Source organism: Burkholderia sp. AcTa6-5 (assembly GCF_017815075.1).
Taxonomy (GTDB): domain Bacteria; phylum Pseudomonadota; class Gammaproteobacteria; order Burkholderiales; family Burkholderiaceae; genus Burkholderia; species Burkholderia sola.
The window spans coordinates 1-18,674 of sequence record NZ_JAGIQE010000036.1; the positions used below are offsets into that span (position 1 = coordinate 1).

The 18,674-nt window shown below is 67.4% G+C and carries 15 protein-coding genes and 1 pseudogene; 12 read left to right on the forward strand and 4 right to left on the reverse strand.

Annotation, left to right across the window (positions count from 1 at the left end):
* Positions 1 to 157: 157 nt before the first annotated feature.
* From J8I33_RS31310 to J8I33_RS31330, 5 genes and pseudogenes are all read left to right on the forward strand, one after another.
* Positions 158 to 886, forward strand: coding sequence for a M35 family metallo-endopeptidase (locus J8I33_RS31310; RefSeq protein ID WP_209925805.1), 729 nt, complete (start codon positions 158 to 160; stop codon positions 884 to 886).
* Positions 887 to 890: 4 nt separating this feature from the next.
* Complete coding sequence (locus tag J8I33_RS31315) at positions 891 to 1,361, forward strand: hypothetical protein (protein ID WP_209939741.1); 471 nt, start codon at positions 891 to 893, stop codon at positions 1,359 to 1,361.
* A 44-nt stretch (positions 1,362 to 1,405) separates the two neighbouring features.
* Positions 1,406 to 1,675 (forward strand): annotated as a pseudogene (locus tag J8I33_RS31320) (EamA family transporter); the annotation flags it as partial.
* Between the two features lie 122 nt (positions 1,676 to 1,797).
* Positions 1,798 to 2,451 carry a hypothetical protein gene (locus tag J8I33_RS31325; protein ID WP_245172602.1) on the forward strand — a complete coding sequence of 218 codons (654 nt, stop codon included), beginning with the start codon at positions 1,798 to 1,800 and terminating at the stop codon, positions 2,449 to 2,451.
* Between the two features lie 51 nt (positions 2,452 to 2,502).
* Complete coding sequence (locus J8I33_RS31330) at positions 2,503 to 3,054, forward strand: RES family NAD+ phosphorylase (protein ID WP_348636041.1); 552 nt, start codon at positions 2,503 to 2,505, stop codon at positions 3,052 to 3,054.
* A gap of 43 nt (positions 3,055 to 3,097) precedes the next feature.
* Here J8I33_RS31330 and J8I33_RS31335 read toward each other — a convergent pair whose 3' ends face one another.
* On the reverse strand, positions 3,098 to 4,312 hold the full coding sequence (locus J8I33_RS31335; RefSeq protein ID WP_209939743.1) for an MFS transporter: 1,215 nt from the start codon (positions 4,310 to 4,312) through the stop codon (positions 3,098 to 3,100).
* A gap of 332 nt (positions 4,313 to 4,644) precedes the next feature.
* Between J8I33_RS31335 and xdhA the strand changes: the two genes are divergently transcribed.
* The 4 genes from xdhA (at position 4,645) to J8I33_RS31355 (ending at position 9,851) form a co-directional block, all read left to right on the forward strand.
* Entirely contained in the window at positions 4,645 to 6,216 is a 1,572-nt protein-coding gene (xdhA, locus tag J8I33_RS31340; RefSeq protein ID WP_209925807.1) for a xanthine dehydrogenase small subunit, read from the forward strand.
* An 18-nt stretch (positions 6,217 to 6,234) separates the two neighbouring features.
* Positions 6,235 to 8,598: a xanthine dehydrogenase molybdopterin binding subunit gene (gene xdhB / locus J8I33_RS31345; protein ID WP_050011711.1), complete on the forward strand. Its 2,364-nt coding sequence runs from the start codon at positions 6,235 to 6,237 to the stop codon at positions 8,596 to 8,598.
* A gap of 69 nt (positions 8,599 to 8,667) precedes the next feature.
* Positions 8,668 to 9,336: a xanthine dehydrogenase accessory protein XdhC gene (gene xdhC / locus J8I33_RS31350; protein WP_176015552.1), complete on the forward strand. Its 669-nt coding sequence runs from the start codon at positions 8,668 to 8,670 to the stop codon at positions 9,334 to 9,336.
* 113 nt (positions 9,337 to 9,449) lie between these two features.
* Entirely contained in the window at positions 9,450 to 9,851 is a 402-nt protein-coding gene (locus J8I33_RS31355; RefSeq protein ID WP_089488199.1) for a nuclear transport factor 2 family protein, read from the forward strand.
* Positions 9,852 to 9,896: 45 nt separating this feature from the next.
* Here the strand turns inward: J8I33_RS31355 and J8I33_RS31360 are convergent, their stop codons facing one another.
* The 3 genes from J8I33_RS31360 to J8I33_RS31370 form a co-directional block, all read right to left on the reverse strand.
* A complete protein-coding gene (locus tag J8I33_RS31360; RefSeq protein ID WP_050011708.1) occupies positions 9,897 to 10,844 on the reverse strand; it encodes a LysR family transcriptional regulator in 948 nt (315 codons plus the stop codon).
* A 92-nt stretch (positions 10,845 to 10,936) separates the two neighbouring features.
* Positions 10,937 to 11,575 (reverse strand): 2-hydroxychromene-2-carboxylate isomerase, encoded by a 639-nt coding sequence (locus J8I33_RS31365; protein ID WP_050011707.1) that lies wholly within the window; start codon positions 11,573 to 11,575, stop codon positions 10,937 to 10,939.
* Between the two features lie 94 nt (positions 11,576 to 11,669).
* Positions 11,670 to 13,112, reverse strand: coding sequence for a TAXI family TRAP transporter solute-binding subunit (locus J8I33_RS31370; RefSeq protein ID WP_124555691.1), 1,443 nt, complete (start codon positions 13,110 to 13,112; stop codon positions 11,670 to 11,672).
* Positions 13,113 to 13,544: 432 nt separating this feature from the next.
* Between J8I33_RS31370 and J8I33_RS31375 the strand changes: the two genes are divergently transcribed.
* The 3 genes from J8I33_RS31375 to J8I33_RS31385 all read left to right on the forward strand — a co-directional run bounded on the left by J8I33_RS31375 (position 13,545) and on the right by J8I33_RS31385 (position 18,589).
* Complete coding sequence (locus tag J8I33_RS31375; protein WP_050011705.1) at positions 13,545 to 13,910, forward strand: BON domain-containing protein; 366 nt, start codon at positions 13,545 to 13,547, stop codon at positions 13,908 to 13,910.
* Between the two features lie 138 nt (positions 13,911 to 14,048).
* The gene (locus J8I33_RS31380; RefSeq protein ID WP_209939744.1) at positions 14,049 to 16,139 is read left to right on the forward strand and encodes a D-(-)-3-hydroxybutyrate oligomer hydrolase; all 2,091 of its coding nucleotides are present in this window, start codon (positions 14,049 to 14,051) and stop codon (positions 16,137 to 16,139) included.
* A gap of 614 nt (positions 16,140 to 16,753) precedes the next feature.
* Positions 16,754 to 18,589 carry a peptidase S1 gene (locus J8I33_RS31385; RefSeq protein ID WP_209939745.1) on the forward strand — a complete coding sequence of 612 codons (1,836 nt, stop codon included), beginning with the start codon at positions 16,754 to 16,756 and terminating at the stop codon, positions 18,587 to 18,589.
* Positions 18,590 to 18,674 lie beyond the last annotated feature (85 nt).

Consider the following 18,674-nt stretch of genomic DNA (forward strand, 5'->3'; position numbering starts at 1 on the left):
GATGGCTCCCGCCGTCCGCTCGCGAACATCCGCTACCGAATCGTTACCGACACCGGCCAGATTTTCACGGGCACCACCGATACAGCCGGGCAAACACATCGGATCGCCACCGACGCCGCAGCATCCTTGAAAATCTTTACTGAGGCTTATTGAACCAATGAGTGATTTTTTCGGGAAAAGCAAAGGCGAATTTAAAGTTGACCAAAACGAAGAGTGGATTCTTGTTCATTCGGGTGCGGTCACCAACACCAATCCTGGGTCAATGGTTTATGTATCGATCAATACAACGCCAATTTGTCCGAACATGACCAACAAGGAGTTTCGTGAATTAATGATGCGTCTTCGAGACGCCGCGGTGATCTTGATTGAGGAACGTATATCGGATCTAGCGCGCTGGGATAAATCTGCGAGAGATAGGGTGCAATTCTGGTTCGGTAGAAGCGACGAGGCGATACGCGAAATACTTAGTTGCGGTCTTCCGAGGCTGGCGATGGCCATGCGCGAGCTGCAACCCGAAAAGATCATCAGATGGGATGAGCAGCGTGGACAGCAACTCACATGCTCGGTCGCCCCTGATACCGGTACAAATGACGCGGCAGTGTGCAAGCCCGATTCGGCACGTCGCATCATTGCGATCTACCCCCACTTCTGCACTGTCGAGGACGTGTATGTCGCAGGGAACTGCAAGTTAAAAATTCTCATCCATGAATGCGCGCACTACATTGACACGTTCGATGCGGATGACGTCAACTATGGTTTTGCCCGCGGCATCGGCTATTGGGCGCAAACCGATCCGGTCGGTGCAAGCAGAAATGCAGACAGCATCGCATGCTATGTTGCGCACTTTGATGACATGGACGAGTTCCTCAGAAAGAGGATCTGGTAATCACATGATGAAGATACTGTTTGCCGGTGCCGTGCTCATGGGCTCATCTTTAACTAGTCATGTAAATGCCTGCACCATATCGGAAAATCTTCTTGAGAGTGTGCCGCTCGATTACCCTGGAATTCCGAATGCATATCGCATAAAGATGGTTGATATGGTGCTGGCTGCACGACAATGGCCTGATGTTGACGTGCAGGCGCAAATCGTAGCCAGCGCATATATCTCCGAAAAAGATGCTTCGTCGCTGGCGAAATCGCGGGGTGAACAGTTAAAGAGATTCTTGATGCAACTTGGTCTCAAGTCGCAATATATCTATGTTGATACGCACGTCAATCGAACTGTGTACCCGGTTGATAGTACGGGCCATGGAGGATATCTACAACTCGGTGTGAGTCTTTTGCCTCTCTGTAAGAGTGGATGCGATAGTTTGTGCAATGACGCTCGATTCGTTCCATCGACAAAGCTCGGTCAATAACAAAATGGGATTTTTTCGATGGTCGGCGATCGTCGGCGCGCTGCACGAGCCCGCGCTATCTCGGCGCGCTCGTGTATCTGGCCGTGCCGGGCTCGGTGATCGGCTTCACCGCGTACCTGACGCTCGTCGGCCGGATCGGGCCGGAGCGCGCCGCGTACTGCACGGTGCTGTTCCCGATCGTCGCGCTGGCCGTGTCGACGGTGTTCGAGGGCTACCAGTGGTCGCCGCTGGCGGTGGTGGGGCTGCTGCTGGTGGTGGCCGGCAATCTCGTCGCGTTCGACCTCACGCGGCGGTTGTTTCTGCGCACGGCGTGACGGCGTTCGCGGCTGCGCGAACCCGCGATCGAGGAAACCGGCGAACGGTTGATTTGGTTGACACGGTTGACTTGGTTTCGATTCGGGGCTGCGCTCAATCATTCCGGTCGTGACGGGAGGTGATGATGATTGCGCGAGCGCATACGCTGGAAGGGACGGCCGTCGTTCTTGATGTCGAGACGGAGGAAGCGCTGCGCAGCGCTGTCGGCGCGGCGACCATGCTCGGCCCCGATCGCGCGCGGGCGCTGCTCAGCCTGTCCGACGAGCAATTGGGGCACCTGTTCAAGGTCGGCATCGCGCAGGTCATCGATCTGGCCGGCACGATCACGTTCGGCATCGCCGCGGCCGCGACGCGCGACAGGAAGCCGGCCGGCGCGAAGAAGCGGGCGGCGGGGGGCGTCGCCGATCCGGAGCGGCAGGTGCAGGCGGAACGGCGGATGCTGGTCGCCGACGGCAAGCTGCTGCCTGCCGCGCAGACATGGGCCGGCCTCGGCATGACGCGGCAGGCGCTCAGCAAGGCGGTGGCGTCCGGCCGGATCTTCGCGGTCGACGTCGGCGCCGCCCAGTGCTATCCGGCCTTCTATCTGACGGCAGACATCGATCGCAAGACGTTGGGCCGGGTGACCCAATGTCTCGGCAGTTTGCCGCGATGGAGCAAATGGCAGTTCTTCACGACGCCGAAGGCGTCGCTGGGCAACGTTACGCCGCTCGTCGCGCTGTCGCGCGGGAAGGTGGATGAAGTCGAGCGCGCCGCCACGGCGTTCGCCGAGCGCTAGGCGGCCCGTTTGCCGACGGCGCCGGGGGAACATTTCGCGAGCGCGACGCTGGTGACGCACGAAGTTGCGCCGACGGCGCTGGTGCGTATCTCGCGATATGCGACCGGCGAGCCTTACTTCGGGAAATCGGGCGGCAATCGCTTCGACGATCCGCGCAAGCGGCGGCGGTACGGCACCCGCTATTTCGGTTTCGATCTGCGTTGCGCGTTCGCCGAAACGGTGCTGCACGACGAAGTCGCCGATCTGGTGCCGGGCGGTTTTCCGCTCGTGACGACCGAACTCGACCGCTATGTCCTTTCGTTTGACGGCGCGCCGCTGACCGTCGCCGTCCTGCACGGCTTGCCGCTGAAAAATCTCGGTGGCGACGGTGCGTTGTCGACCATCGCACCGTACGACGTTCCGCAACAGTGGTCGCTTGCCGTCCACCGGCATCCCCGCCGCGTCGACGGATTTTTGTACATGTCGCGCCATCTCAATACGTCGGAAGCGCTCGTGCTGTTCGATCGTGCGGAGCCGAAGCTCTCGCTCGGGCGCGCCGTTCCGTTCAGGCGCCATCCCGATGCGGCCCGCGTATTGCGGGACTTCAACGTACTGCTGCGTTGACGCGTGTGGCGCGTGACCCACACGCCACACGCGCGCATCCCTTTCACGCCGCCGCGCCGCTGCCCGCCACGCGCGCCTGCCGCTGGTACAGCACCATCGACAGCCCGACGCCCGCGGCCGCGGCCACCGCCGCGAACAGGAACACCTGCGGATAGCCGAACGCACCGGCCACATAGCCGGCGAGCGGGCCGGTGATGCCGAGCGACAGGTCGAGGAACACCGAATACGCGGACAGCGCCGCGCCGCGGCTCGCGGGCGGCACCAGCGCGACGGCCTCGACGCCGAGCGCCGGGAAGATCAGCGCGAAGCCGAAGCCCGTCAGCGCCGCGCCGACGAGCGCGACGTGCGGCACCGGCGCGAGCCACAGCAGCAAAAGGCCCGCGGATTCGAACGCGAACGACACGATCGCGACGCGGAAGCCGCCGTAGGTCTTGATCGTGTTCGCGAACAGCAGGCGCGCGCCGATGAACAGCGTGCCGAACACGGTCAGCGACAGCGCGGCGTTCGGCCAGTGGCGCGCCGCGTAGTACAGCGTGACGAACGTCGCGATCGAGCCGAAGCCGGCCGAACCGAGCGCGAGGCCGAGGCCGTGCGGCAGCACGCGCGTGAACACGCTCGCATACGACATCCGTTCGCCGTGCACGAGCGGCACCGGCGCGATCGGGCGAGCGAGGGTGAAGCCGAGCGCGGCCAGCGCGATCACGATCACGCCGATCAGCGCCGGATTCAGCGTATGCGCGATCGCGACGCCGACCGGCGCGCCGAGCGCGAGCGCGCCGTAGGTCGCGATGCCGTTCCACGAGATCACCTTCGCGTTGTGCGCGACGCCGACCCGGCCGATGCCCCACAGGATCGCGCCGGTGCCGCACAGGCTTTCGCCGACGCCGAGCACGAGCCGGCTCGCGACCAGCAGCACGAGGCTCGCGACCGGCCAGTGCGCGAGCAGCAGCGCGACGAGCAGCAGCACGCCCGACACGCCGCAGCCGACCAGCCCGCGCAGCACCGTCTGCTTCGGCCCGAGCGTATCGGCGAGGCGCCCGGCGAGCGGCCGCGACGCGAGCGTCGCGAAATACTGGACGCTGATCGCCCCGCCCGCGACGATCGCGGAAAAGCCGAGGTCGTCGTGGACGAAGCCCGGCAGCACCGCGAGCGGCAGGCCGATGGTCAGGTAGCAGATGAACGTGAAGCAGACGACGGACACGATTTGCAGCGTGACCGCAAACCCGCTGCGCGGCGGTGTGGCGGAATCGGATGACATGGGGTCGGAACGAATGGCGGAGCGGACGGAAAACGGCGGAAAAGGGAATCGGGATTTTCCCATGGAACCGGTTTTCCCGCAGGTACCGTTTAGTTAACTGCGCCCCGTTCGTAGAGAGGACCGCCGGTCACGGGGCAGGGACGGACGGAGCGCCCCGTCCGGCAAGGGCGTCAGCCGGCCGGGCGCGCATATCGCAGCAGTTATATGAGCCGCATGCGTGATGGGCTATGGGTTGCGGAATTTGACGGTGATAGCGTGCAAACTGTCGGAAAAACGTCGGTCGAGCGCTCCGCGCAGGCCGCCTTGCCCCCCATTTGAAGAAACACCGAGACATGAGTGAGCCGATCCGCTTCTACCATCGTCACGCGATCCGCGAAGTCAGCGGCGCGGACGTGACCCGCACCGTGCTGCAATACCTGCGCGAGGACGCGCATTGCACCGGCACCAAGGAAGGCTGCGCGGAAGGCGACTGCGGCGCGTGCACGGTCGTCGTCGGCGAGCTGACCGACGCCGGCGCGGTCGAGTTCAAGGCCGTCAACGCATGCATCCAGTTCCTGCCGACGCTCGACGGCAAGGCGCTGCTCACGGTCGAGGACCTGCGCCGGCCGGACGGTTCGCTGCACCCGGTGCAGCAGGCGATGGTCGATTGCCACGGGTCGCAGTGCGGCTTCTGCACGCCCGGCTTCGTGATGTCGATGTGGGCGCTGTACGAGAAGCACGGCCACGAAGGCTGCGGCAGTGCGTGCGCGAAGGCGAAGGACGTGCCGACGCGCACCGAGATCGCCGATGCGCTGACGGGCAACCTGTGCCGCTGTACCGGCTATCGCCCGATCGTCGATGCGGCGGTGCGGATGTTCGATGCGACCGGCGAAGCCGCGCCGCAGCCGGCCGCGCCGGTCGACACGGCCGCGCTCGCCCGCACGCTCGCATCGCTCAAGCGCGACGACACGTTCGACTACGCGACGGTCAACGGCGCGCGCTTCGCGGCGCCGCGCACGCTCGACGCGCTGGCCGCGCTGAAGGCCGAGCGTCCCGACGCGCGCATTCTCGCGGGCAGCACCGACATCGGCCTGTGGGTCACCAAGCAGATGCGCCGCCTCGACGACCTGATCTACGTCGGCCAGATCGCCGAACTGCAGCAGGTCGTGCACGGCGACGACTGGATCGGGATCGGCGCGGGCGTGACGGTCGAAAAGGCCTATGCGGCGCTGGCCGGCACGTATCCGGAACTGACCGAGATGTGGAAGCGCTTCGCGTCGCTGCCGATCCGCAACGCGGGCACGCTCGGCGGCAACGTCGCGAACGGCTCGCCGATCGGCGATTCGATGCCGGGCCTGATCGCGCTCGGCGCACGCGTCGTGCTGCGCGGCGGCGACACGGTGCGCGAGCTGCCGCTCGAGGCGCTGTACACCGGTTATCAACAAAAGGACATGGCGCCGCACGAATTCGTCGTCGGCGTGAAGGTGCCGACCCGCACCGGCGCCCGTGCAAAGCTGCAGTTCCGCACGTACAAGCTGTCGAAGCGGTTCGATTCGGACATCTCGGCCGTGTGCGCGGCGTTCGCGTTCATCGCGGACGGCGACAGGATCCGCGAGCCGCGCATCGCGTTCGGCGGGATGGCCGCGACGCCGAAGCGCGCGGCCCATACGGAAGCCGTGCTCGACGGCGCGCAGTGGCACGAAGCCACCGCGCAGGCCGCGATGCAGGCGCTCGAGCGCGACTACCAGCCGCTGTCCGACATGCGCGCAACCAGCACGTATCGCCTCGATACCGCGAAGAACCTGATGTTCCGATTCTGGCTGGAGACGCGCCCGCACGACCCGCTGCCGCCGCAGGCGCTGAACGTGCGCGAAGTGGCCGCCGAAGCAGGCGCTGAAGTTGCCGACGACGCGGCACGCGTCTGACGACGGAGAACACCGAACATGAACCAGCAAGCAGAACCGTTCCTGAGCACCCTCGACCCGCAGGCCGACGCCGCGCAGGTGCACGTGTCGCGCGCGCACGAATCCGCCCACCTGCACGTGAGCGGCCGCGCGACCTATACCGACGACATCCCGCTCGTCGCCGGCACGCTGCACGCGGCGCTCGGGTTGTCCGCGAAGCCGCACGCGAAGATCGTGTCGATGAACTTCGACGCGGTGCGCGCGACGCCGGGCGTGGTCGCCGTGTTCACGGCCGACGACATCCCGGGCGTCAACGATTGCGGCCCGATCATCCACGACGATCCGGTGCTCGCGAACGGCATCGTGCAGTTCGTCGGCCAGCCGATGTTCATCGTCGTCGCGACGTCGCATGAAACCGCGCGGCTCGCCGCGCGGCGCGCGCAGGTCGACTACGAGGAACTGCCCGCGATCCTGACCGCGCAGGAAGCGCGCAAGGCCGAAACCTACGTGATCCCGCCGCTGAAGCTCGCGCGCGGCGACGCGGCCGCGCGGCTCGCCGCCGCGCCGCACCGCGAGTCGGGCGAGATGCTGCTTGGCGGCCAGGAGCAGTTCTACCTGGAAGGGCAGATCGCGTACGCGGTGCCGAAGGACGACGACGGGATGCACGTGTACTGCTCGACGCAGCACCCGAGCGAGATGCAGCACCTGGTCGCGCACGTGCTCGGCGTCGCGTCGCACAACGTGCTGGTCGAATGTCGCCGGATGGGCGGCGGCTTCGGCGGCAAGGAGTCGCAGTCAGGCCTGTTCGCGTGCTGCGCGGCGCTCGCCGCATGGAAGCTGCTGTGCCCGGTGAAGCTGCGTCCGGACCGCGACGACGACATGATGATCACCGGCAAGCGGCACGACTTCCATTACCGCTTCGACGTCGGCTACGACGACGACGGTCGCATCGACGGCGTCGCGCTCGACATGACGTCGCGCTGCGGCTTCTCGGCCGACCTGTCGGGCCCGGTGATGACGCGCGCGGTGTGCCACTTCGACAACGCGTACTGGCTCGGCGACGTCGACATCGCCGGCTACTGCGGCAAGACCAACACGCAGTCGAACACCGCGTTCCGCGGCTTCGGCGGCCCGCAGGGCGCGTTCGCGATCGAAACCATCCTCGACGACATCGCGCGTTCGCTTGGCCGCGATCCGCTCGACGTCCGCTACGCGAACCTGTACGGCAAGACCGAACGGAACGTGACGCCGTACGGGCAGACCGTCGAGGACAACGTGCTGCACGAATTGCTCGGCGAACTCGAGACGACGAGCGACTATCGCGCGCGGCGCGCGGGCGTGCGCGCCTTCAACGCCCGCAACACGGTGCTGAAGAAAGGCATCGCGCTCACGCCGGTGAAATTCGGCATCGCGTTCAACGTCACGCACTTCAACCAGGCCGGCGCGCTCGTGCACATCTACACCGACGGCTCGGTGCTCGTGAACCACGGCGGCACGGAGATGGGGCAGGGGCTCAACACGAAGGTCGCGCAGGTCGTCGCGCACGAACTCGGCATCCGCTTCGGCCGGATCCGCGTGACCGCGACCGACACGAGCAAGGTCGCGAACACGTCCGCGACCGCCGCGTCGACGGGCTCCGACCTGAACGGCAAGGCCGCGCAGGACGCGGCGCGCCAGTTGCGCGAGCGGCTCGCGGCGTTCGCGGCGAAGCAGTTCGGCGACGGCAACGTCGAGGCGGCCGACGTGAAGTTCGGCAACGACGTCGTGTGGGTCGGCGGCCATGGCGTGCCGTTCGGCGAGGTGGTCGCGAAGGCGTATCTCGCGCGCGTGCAGCTGTGGTCCGACGGGTTTTATGCGACGCCGAAGCTGCACTGGGATCAATCGAAGCTGCAGGGCCGGCCGTTCTACTACTACTCGTACGGCGCGGCCGTGTCGGAAGTCGTGGTCGACACGCTGACGGGCGAGATGCGCACGCTGCGCGTCGATGCGCTGCACGACGTCGGCGCGTCGCTGAACCCGGCGCTCGACATCGGCCAGGTCGAAGGCGCGTTCATCCAGGGGATGGGCTGGTTGACGACCGAGGAGCTGTGGTGGAACGCGGGCGGCAAGCTGATGACGCATGCGCCGTCCACGTACAAGATCCCGACGGTGAACGACACGCCGCCCGAGTTCAACGTGCGGCTGTTCCAGAACCGCAACGTCGAGGACAGCATCCACCGCTCGAAGGCCGTCGGCGAGCCGCCGCTGCTGCTGCCGTTCTCGGTGTTCTTCGCGGTGCGCGATGCGGTGGCCGCGGTCGGCGACTACCAGGTGAATCCGCCGCTCGACGCGCCGGCCACGGGCGAGTCGATCCTGCGCGCGATCGGCGCGGTGCGTGCGGCGAGCGCGAGCCGGGCAGGTTGAGATGAAACGCTCTTTGCGCTTGCTTCGTTCGTTGCTCGCTCACGGCGGCACGACCCGACGGAGGCCGGCATGAACGGCCCCGCTCGTTCGCCGCGTGCCGCGTCGCAGGCGTCCGCCGCCGGATGCGACGGCGCGTGCGGCAGCGCGTCGTCGCAACGACAGCCGTTCGCGCCCGGCTCCGGCCAGCGCAACCGCGTGACCGCAGCACCGCCGCCGATGCACATCGTGCTGTTCGGCGCGGGGCACGTCGGCCACGCGCTCGTCACGCTGCTCGGCGCGCTGCCGTGCGTCGTGCAGTGGGTCGACACGCGCGACGAGCTGTTCCCGGACGAATGTCCGCCGAACGTGCAGCCGGAGCCGACCGACACGCCGGAGGCCGTCGTCGACGCGGCGCCGCCCGGCGCGTACTTCCTCGTGATGACGCACAACCACGCGCTCGACTTCGCGCTCGCCGCGCAGATCATGCGGCGGCGCGACTACGCGTACTTCGGGATGATCGGCTCGCGCACCAAGCGCGTGAAGTTCGAGCGCCGGCTCGCCGCGCGCGGCGTCGATCCGGCGCGGCTCGTCGAGATGGTGTGCCCGATCGGCGTCGCGGGCATCGTCGACAAGGCACCGGGCGCGATCGCGGTGGCCGTCTGCGCGGAGCTGCTGCAGGCCCGCTCGGGCATGCCGGTGGCCAATGCGAAGGCGGCCGCGGCCGGGCGCGCACGCGACGACCTGTCCTGCGCGCGCTAAAACGCGCGGTAAAACGGTCATGCCGCGCGGCTGGCGCACGACCGCGCGTTTTTGCCTACACTGCACGACAACGCGCGGCAGCGGGCCGCGCTTCACGTCACCGTGCACGCCCCATGTCCGATCACTCCGTCTATCTCGACGCGCTCGATGCGAGCCTCGTCGCCATCGAGCGCTGGCTGTCCGGCGTCGATACCGCGCCGGCGGCGCTCGATGCGCTGCTCGCCGCGTTTTCCGTCGACTTCACGATGATCCTGACCGACGGCCGCGTGGTCGACCATGACGGCATGCGCGCGCTGTTCGCGACGCTGGCCGGCGCGAAGCCGGGGCTGCACATCGCGCTGTCGGAGATCCGCGTGCTCGCGGCCGATGCAGCGCATGCGGTGATCACCTATCTCGAAACGCAGCATGCGGCAGCGGGCGAACTGCCGGCGCGCCGCGCGACCGCCGTGTTCGCGCGCGACGCGGCGGGCGTCGTGCGCTGGACTCATCTGCAGGAAACCTTCTGCACGGCCTGAGCGGCCGCGCTGCCTGACCACTCCGCGCCGCGCTTTGGCCGCGCGTCAGCGCTTGCGCGTGCGGGCGACCGTCAGTTCGTCGGACACGCTCTGCATCAGCGCGCACAGCCACGCGATGTCGGTCGGCCGATCGGGTTGCGGGTGCGTGAGCAGGTAGCTCTTGATGCGCGGGAACGGCACGGGCGGCGTGACGACGACGAGCGGCAGCAGTTGCGCATAGTGCGTCGCGAAGCGGCGCGTCGTCGTGAAGATCAGGTCCGACTGCAGCAGCACCTGCGGCACGATCCCGAAATACGGCAGCGTCGTCACGATGCGCCGCGTGAGGCGTGCGCGCGCGAGGCCGATCTCGATCGCGTTGCGCTTGTCGCCGGTGTACGGCGTCGGCGCGACGTGCGCGGCCGACGCATACGCGTCGCGCGTGAGCGGTTCGCGGGCGAGCGGATGCGCGTCGCGCATCAGGCACACGATCGTGTCGGAGAACAGGTCCTGGCGCGCGAACTGCGGGTCGGGCTTCGGCCAGTTGCCGATCACGAGATCGAGCGCACCCGATTGGAGCGCGCCCGCGTGGTCGAGCGCGGGATTCAGCGAATCGATTTCCAGATGCGCATGCGGCGCCGCGTCGCGAAAGCGCTCGATCAGCGTCGGCATGAAGAAATCGTTCAGGTAGTCGGGTGCGGCGACGCGGAACGTGCGCCGCGCGGACGACGGATCGAAGTCGCCGTGCGGCGTCGCGATGAAATCGACCTCGCGCAGCGCGCGCGACGCGGCTTCGAGCAGCGACGCGCCGTATTCGGTCGGCACCATGCCGGATTTGCCGCGCACGAGGATCGGGTCGTTCAGCGTCTCGCGCAGCTTGCGCAGCGCAGTGCTGATTGCGGGCTGAGTCTGGTTCAGCCGCAGCGCGGCCTGCGTGACGCTGCGCTCGAGCAGCAGCGTGCGCAATACGCGCACGAGCCAGATGTCGAGCGAGGCGGTACGGTCGTCGTCGTCCATTGGTGGGGGGGATTCGGGGGACGCGTAACCTTACCGCAGCCGCGCGTTGCCGTGCGTGATACCGGCCATCACGCACCCCATCACGCACCCCATCACGCGCGGCCCTTCGGCAGCGTGCTGATCCGCTTGACCTCGCGCGATTCGAGCCAGTTCGGCGTGCGCGCGCAGTACAGCACCATCGGCAGCGCGTCCTCGCCCCAGAACAGCTGCTTGTTCATCCAGAAGGTGGGCACGCCGAACACGCCGAGCGCGATCGCATCGGCCGTGTTGCGGGCCAATTGCGCGGCGGTTTCCTCGAATTCGATCAGCTCGTCGCCGTGGCTCACGCCGACGCGTTCGCACAGCGCCGCGAAGCCGTCCGGCGTCGACGGATCGTTGCCTTCTCGCCAGACGAAGCGGAACATTTCCAGCACCGTCACGATATCGGCGCGCAGCGCGATCGCGAGGCGCAGCACCTTGTCGGAATCGAATGGATGCGCGGGCGGCATCTTGAAGCGGATGCCGAGCTGTTCCGCGCGAAACAGCGCGTGACGGTACGTGAACACGCGCTTGGCCGGCACGTCGGCGCTCGGGCGCTGGCCCCAGTGGCGCTGCAGGTCGGGCAGCGATACGGCGACGGGGTTGAACGGCACGTCCGGCCATTTGTCGTGCTGCTCGAGCAGCAGATACGAGAACGGCGACACGAAGTCGAAGAACCAGGCGGGTTGGGCGGTATCGAGGCCGGTTGTCATGTCGTTCTCCAGAAGGGGGGGCGTGCGGCGCCTGGCGGCGGCCTCCATGTTACGCGGCAGCGCGCGCATGCAGCAATGATCGCGGATCGTTCGCTCACGCGGAACCGGGAGTCGCCCGGGGGCCATCGCCGGCCGGCGGCGGGCCGGTTTCCGCGCGCGCCGGCGAATTGCCGGCGCCGGGCGGGCCCGCCGGCGCATCCTGGTCGTGCGCGGTGAGCCGTTCGCGCACGAAGCCGATGTGCTCGCGCAGCACGTAGAACTGCCCGGCGTACGCGAGCGGCATCTTCATCCGGTTCACGGCTTCCTCGATGTCGTCGAGCTCGTCGAGCAACTGCACGCGCTCCTCGGCCGTATGTTCGCCGAGCGCGCGGCGCTCGAGCGCGATCAGCGCGCCGTACCAGCGGTAGATGCGCGAGCGCACGCGCCAGCCGTACAGCGACGGCACGAGCCGCAGCCCGGGGATCAGCACGACGATCAGCGGCACGACCACGACCAGCAGCCGGTCGACGAGGCTCGCGACCCAGAACGGCAGCCGCCGGTACAGGAAGCTCTTGCCCGACTTGTAGTAGCGGGCGGCGTCGTCGGACAGCGGAAAGCCGCGCGTGACGGACGACGGGAATTCGCCCGCGTGCTGCAGGATCGTCGCGTGGCCGTGCACTTCGCGCGCGGCCTCGATCAGCAGGTCGGACAGCGCCGGGTGCAGCGAGTCGCGCGCGACGAGTTCGATCGTCGGCGCGACCGTGTGGATGTCGGCCGGCGGCAGGTTGCGGCCGAGATCGTAGACGCCCATCGGCAGCGTGATCGCGGTCAGATACGGAAAGCGCCGCGCGTACGCCTCGGCCTGCGTGAACGAATATACGTGCACGCCGGGCGCGCGGAACAGCTTTGCCATCACCGGGATCTGCGTCGAGTCGCCGGACAGGAACGCGGCGTCGATCTTGCCGTCGAGCAGCGCGGTCGCGGCGTCCTCGCCGGCGGTCGGCAGCAACTCGGTCGGGCCGCCCGGCACGATGCCGTTCATCTTCAGCAGCGCGAGGCTCAGTTCGCGCGCGCCGCTGCCTTCGGCGCCGAGCGCGAGCCGCTTGCCCTTGAAATCGGACAGGCGCGCGACGACCGGGCCGCGGTACATGATCGCGAGCGGCACGTAGCCGATGCTGCCGAGCGACACCAGATGCTCGTCGCGCTCCTTCGGGCCGATGCCGCTCTGCACGAAGCCGACGTCGACCGGCGCGTTCGGGTTCGACAGCCGCGCGAGGTTCTGCGCGGAACCTTCGGACGATTGAACGTCGAGCGTGACGCCGTTTTTCGCGAGGATCGTCTTGTATTTCTGCGCGGCGTTCCAGTACGTGCTGCCGGGTGGCCCGGCCGAGATCACGAGCGTGGACGGCGGCGCCGGCTGGATCAGCTTGACCGCGAGCCAGACGGCCGCGCCGGCGAGCAGCACGGTCGGGCCGATCGACAGCGCGAGGTCGCGCCACGACACGGCGACGAAGCGGGCGAGGATGCGGCGCGGCGGGCGGGGACGGGCAGGCTTCATGGGATCGGCGGATGACGCTGGCGTGACGCATCGGTGACGGTCGTCGCGGGACGATGCGGATTCTCGCGGCGATGGTACCCGGTTTCCCTGCGCCTGCGCGAGTCGGGGCGGTATTGCACCGCGGCACCGCGACGGCGGCGGGCATCCCGGCGTCAAAAGCTTTGCGCTTCGGCGGGCGCTGGATTACATTGTGCGACGCAGCCGCGCCCGATTCGCGCGCGACCCGGCACGTCATGAGGCCGGGCGCGTCCGGCCGGCGGCTGCCCGGCCCGACCGGCCCGCTTTTGCGTGCGCCGGCCGCCGGCCCGTGACGCCTCTCTCGTATCGCCGTGGAAAACACCGGCTGTCCCGCCCGTTCGCGCGCGGGCCGGCTGTTTTTGGGGGTATCCGGCCGTACTGTGCACGGCCGTTCCGGAGTGATAAGGAGATAGCATGAAGTCGATCGTGTTGAGAGCGTTGGGCGTCGCCGCCGTGGCGGCCTGTCTGTCGGGCAGCGTATATGCGCAGTCGAGCGACGCAGCGGCAACGGAAGCGCCGGCGGCCGCGACGAGCGCGCCGAAAGCCGCCGCGAAAACCGCGAAGAAGGCGAACCGCAAGCTCGGCTATGCGGTGCGCAAGGCCATTACGAAGGCAGGCGGCATCGACGTGGCGAACCTCGTCGTGCGCTCGAAGGGCGGCGCGATCACGCTGGAGGGCACGGTGCCCGACCAGGCTCAGATCGACAAGGCGGAAGAGGCGGCGAAGGGCGTGAGCGGTGTGACGTCGGTCACGAACAAGCTGACGGTTCAGCAGCAGTAACGCCGGGCGGCGGCGCGCGAGCGCCGCGCGCGCCCGTTTCAGGCGGGCCCCGGCATGCCGGGGCCCGTTTGCGCTTCAGGGGGCCGACAGCCGCGCGCGGCGCGGCGACGGACCGATAACGATATCGAGGGGGCGGCGATGACGAAGTTCGGGTGGGGCAAGCGGGTGGTGTGGGGGGCGGCGCTGGCCGCAGTCGCGATGCTCGGCGCCTGCAACGGCGACGAGTCGGCCGAGCGCAACCGGTTGCCCGGCTTCGTGTCCGGCAGCGTGCGCACGACGGCCTACGACGGCGCGAGCGACGACCTGCTGACGGCCGGCCTCGGCAAGACGGGCCTCGCGGCGGCGACCGCGCCGGGCTTCGCGAACCCGTCGCGGCCGACGAGCGCCGAATTGCGCCGCCTCGCGATCTGGTCGAACTACCGCGCGCTCGTCGACATGAGCGCGAACGGCGGCTACGGCCGCTTCTGGGGGCCGAACGTCGACCTCGACGGCAACGACACGCTCGGTGAAGGCAAGATCCCCGGCACCGAATATCTCGCGTATGCCGACGACGGCAGCGGCGCCAAGAACGTGACGCTGCTCGTGCAGGTGCCTGCCAGCTTCAATCCCGCACAGCCCTGCATCGTCACCGCGACGTCGTCCGGCTCGCGGGGCGTGTACGGCGCGATTTCCGCGGCCGGCGAATGGGCGCTCAAGCGCGGCTGCGCGGTCGCCTACAACGACAAGGGCGGCGGCAACGGCGCGCACGAGCTCGGCTCCGACACCGTCACGCTGATCGACGGCACGCTCGCCGACGCGGTGCTGGCCGGCACCGCGAGCCTGTTCACCGCGAACGTGACGAGCGGCGATCTCGCCGCGTTCAACGGCCGCTTCCCGAACCGCTATGCGTTCAAGCACGCGCATTCGCAACAGAATCCGGAACAGGACTGGGGGCGCGTGACGCTGCAGGCGGTCGAATTCGCATACTGGGCGCTCAACGAGCAGTTCGGCCCGCTGATCGACGGCACGCATCACGCCGTGCGCTATCGCGCGGGCGACATCACGACGATCGCCGCGTCGGTCAGCAACGGCGGCGGCGCGTCGCTCGCGGCGGCCGAGCAGGACAGCCGCGGCTGGATTACCGCGGTCGTGGTCGGCGAGCCGCAAATCAACGTGCGGATGGCGCCGAATGCGGTCGTCCGGACGGGCGGCCAGCCGGCGCCGTCGTTCGGCCGGCCGCTGGCCGATTACGCGACGCTCGCGAACCTGCTGGAACCGTGCGCGGCCGCGTCGGCGTCGCTCGCCGGCGCGCCGTACCTGAGCGCGCTGCCGTCCGCGACCACGCAGTCGATCCGCACGCAGCGCTGCGCAACGCTCGCCGCGGCCGGGCTGGTGGCGGGCGCCGACACGCAGAGCCAGGCGGCCGACGCGCTCGCGCAGCTCCATGCGGCCGGCTATCTGGCCGATTCCGACCAGTTGCAGGCGGCGATGTGGGATTCGCAGGCGATTCCCGCGATCGCGGTCACCTATGCGAACGCGTACACGCGCTCGCGCGTCACCGACAACCTGTGCAACTTCAGCTTCGCGACGACGAACGCGGCGACGGGCGCGGTCGCGGCGCCCGCCGCGTCGCCGATGCCGGCCGTGTTCGGCATCGGCAACGGCGTGCCGCCGACGGCCGGCATCAATCTCGTGTTCAACAACGGCGCGGGCGTCGACCACCGGCTCGCGACGCCCGATGCGAGCTTCGCGGGCGCGCTGTGCCTGCGCCAGCTGTGGACGAACGGGATGCTCGGGATGCCCGCGAACGTCGACGCGGTGCGCGTGAACGCGAACCTGCACGGCAAGCCGGCGATCATCGTGCAAGGCCGCAGCGACGCGCTCGTGCCCGTGAACCACGCGTCGCGCGCGTACGTCGCGCAGAACGGCATCAGCGAAGCCGGGCGCAGCCAGCTGGTGTTCTACGAAGTGACGAACGGCCAGCACTTCGACGCGTTCCTGTCGGTGCCGGGCTTCGACACGCGCTTCGTGCCGGTTCACTACTACAACGTGCAGGCGCTGAACCTGATGTGGAAGCGCCTGAAGAACGGCGCGCCGCTGCCGCCGTCGCAGGTGATCCGCACGGTGCCGCGCGGCGGCACGCCGGGCGCCGCGCCCGCGCTGACGAGCGCGAACCTGCCGCCGATCTCGGCCGCGCCGGGCGCGAACGCGATTTCCGTCGGCGTCGGTACGATCGACGTGCCGCTCTGACGGCGCCCGTCACGCGCCTCCAGCAAGCCGGACAGCCGTCCGGCTTTTTTTATGCGTTTCTGGAATCGGTCCCGGACTGCCTTTTATCCGAATGACGAGCGCTGTAACAAATTCTTACTTTACGGCGATAAATCCGGAACCTATTATGCGCCGGTATTTTCACTTAATTTTTAATAAATCAGATTACGAAAATATTTCTTTCTATTTAATTAATCGATTCTTTCGATTTTATTCAATCGGCTCGAGTCGCGATTGGTCGCGGTTTCGCGATTAATCGGTATCTCGCCGATGGGGATCGTTCGTCTGGTCGAAGTGAAGACGCTTTGCTGAGCAGGCTTTGCGAGGCGTCATTTTGTCCGACACTTTCGTTGTGCGTGCGAATCCGCGGAATGAATCCGTATTGCGTCGAATCATTGAATTGTCATTGGCAATGGAATGGATGCCATTGTGCGGTTGCAAAAAACATGGGTGGGGTAAATCGTGCCGATCGGTATTTGCCGATCCGGTAAAAAACTCGGAATGCGTCGCATAACGAATGCATTCCCGGTGCGGAGCGCCGGCGCAAATGATCCTTTGCGACCGGCGGTATTTATCGTTCTGTTCGAGAGGCAATAATGACGACACGCAAGTCCTTGAAAGACGGTTTCGCGCTATTCGGAACGACCTTGAGCGTACCGCTCGCCGCCGCGGCGGCCGCGGCGCTGCTCGTCACGGGGTGCGGCGGCGACGATGGGCCGAGCCCGGCTGCGTCGGCCGCCACCGCGGCCGCGACGTCCAGCGGCGGCACGTCGGCCACCACCGACGCAACGGCCGCCACCGCGGCCGACCAGCCGTACGTCGACACCGACGTATACGGCACCGGGCCGAACGACGCGGTCACGGATTCGACCGAAGGCGCGGCGGTCGTGCACCGCCAGGTCGCGATCGGCGGCAAGACGATCCAGTACACGGCCACCACGGGCCACCTGACGACGATCGATCCGATCACGTCGGCGCCGAACGCGAAGATGTTCTACGTCGCGTACACGCAGGACAATCCCGACCCGTCGAAGCCGCGCCCGGTCACGTTCTTCTACAACGGCGGCCCCGGCTCGTCGTCGGTCTACCTGCTGCTCGGCTCGTACGGGCCGAAGCGCCTGCAGTCGTCGTTCCCGAACTTCACGCCGCCCGCGCCGTACAAGCTGCTCGACAACCCGGACAGCCTGCTCGACCGCACCGACCTCGTGTTCATCAACCCGGTCGGCACCGGCTACTCGACCGCGATCGCGCCGGCGAAGAACAAGGACTTCTGGGGCACCGACCAGGATGCGCGCTCGATCGACCGCTTCATCCAGCGCTACCTGACCAAGTACTCGCGCTGGAATTCGCCGAAGTTCCTGTACGGCGAGTCGTACGGCACCGCGCGCAGCGCGGTCGTGTCGTGGGTGCTGCACGAGGACGGCATCGACCTGAACGGGATCACGCTGCAGTCGTCGATCCTCGACTACGCGAACGCGCTGTCCGCGCCGGGCACGTTCCCGACGCTCGCGGCCGATGCGTTCTACTGGAAGAAGACGACGCTCAACCCGACGCCGACCGATCTCGACGCGTACATGGTCCAGGCCCGCCACTACGCGGACAACACGCTCGCGCCGCTTGCGCAGAAGCCGAATCCGCAGGACGGCGGCTTCGTGAACGTGCGGCTGAACCTGAAGCTCTCGACCGCGCAGCAGATGGGCGCGTACATCGGCACGGACCCGACGTCGCTGATCCAGACCTTCGGCAACCCGGCTGCGCTCGGCAACGTGCCGTCGTCGAACGACAACCCGCCGTACACGTTCTTCCTGACGCTCGTGCCGGGCACGCAGATCGGCCAGTACGACGGTCGCGCGAACTTCACGGGCAAGGGCATCGCGCCGTACATCCTGCCGAACTCGGGCAGCAACGATCCGTCGATCACGAACGTCGGCGGCGCGTACACGGTGCTGTGGAACAGCTACATCAACACCGATCTCAAGTACACGTCGACGTCGTCGTTCGTGGACCTGAACGACCAGGTCTTCAACAACTGGGACTTCAGCCACACGGACCCGACCGGCGCGAACAAGGGCGGCGGCAATACGCTGTACACGGCCGGCGACCTGGCGTCGACGATGAGCGTGAACCCGGACCTGAAGGTGCTGTCGGCGAACGGTTATTTCGACGCCGTCACGCCGTTCCACCAGACGGAGCTGACGCTCGCGCAGATGCCGCTCGATCCGACGCTGAAGGCGCAGAACCTGACGATCAAGAACTACCCGTCGGGCCACATGATCTACCTGAACGACGCGTCGCGGACCGCGCTGAAGGGCGATCTCGCCAACTTCTACGACGGCATTCTCGCGAACCGTACTGCGCTGCAACGCGTGCTGAAGCTGCAGGCGCGCACGCAGCAGATGAAGCAGCAGAAACTGCAGCAGCAGGGGCAGTAAGCGGCGAGGGCGGCGGACGCCGCCCCGGATGGACGACAGCCCGATCGGCGCAGGCCGGTCGGGCTGTTTTGCTTTTGTCACGGAT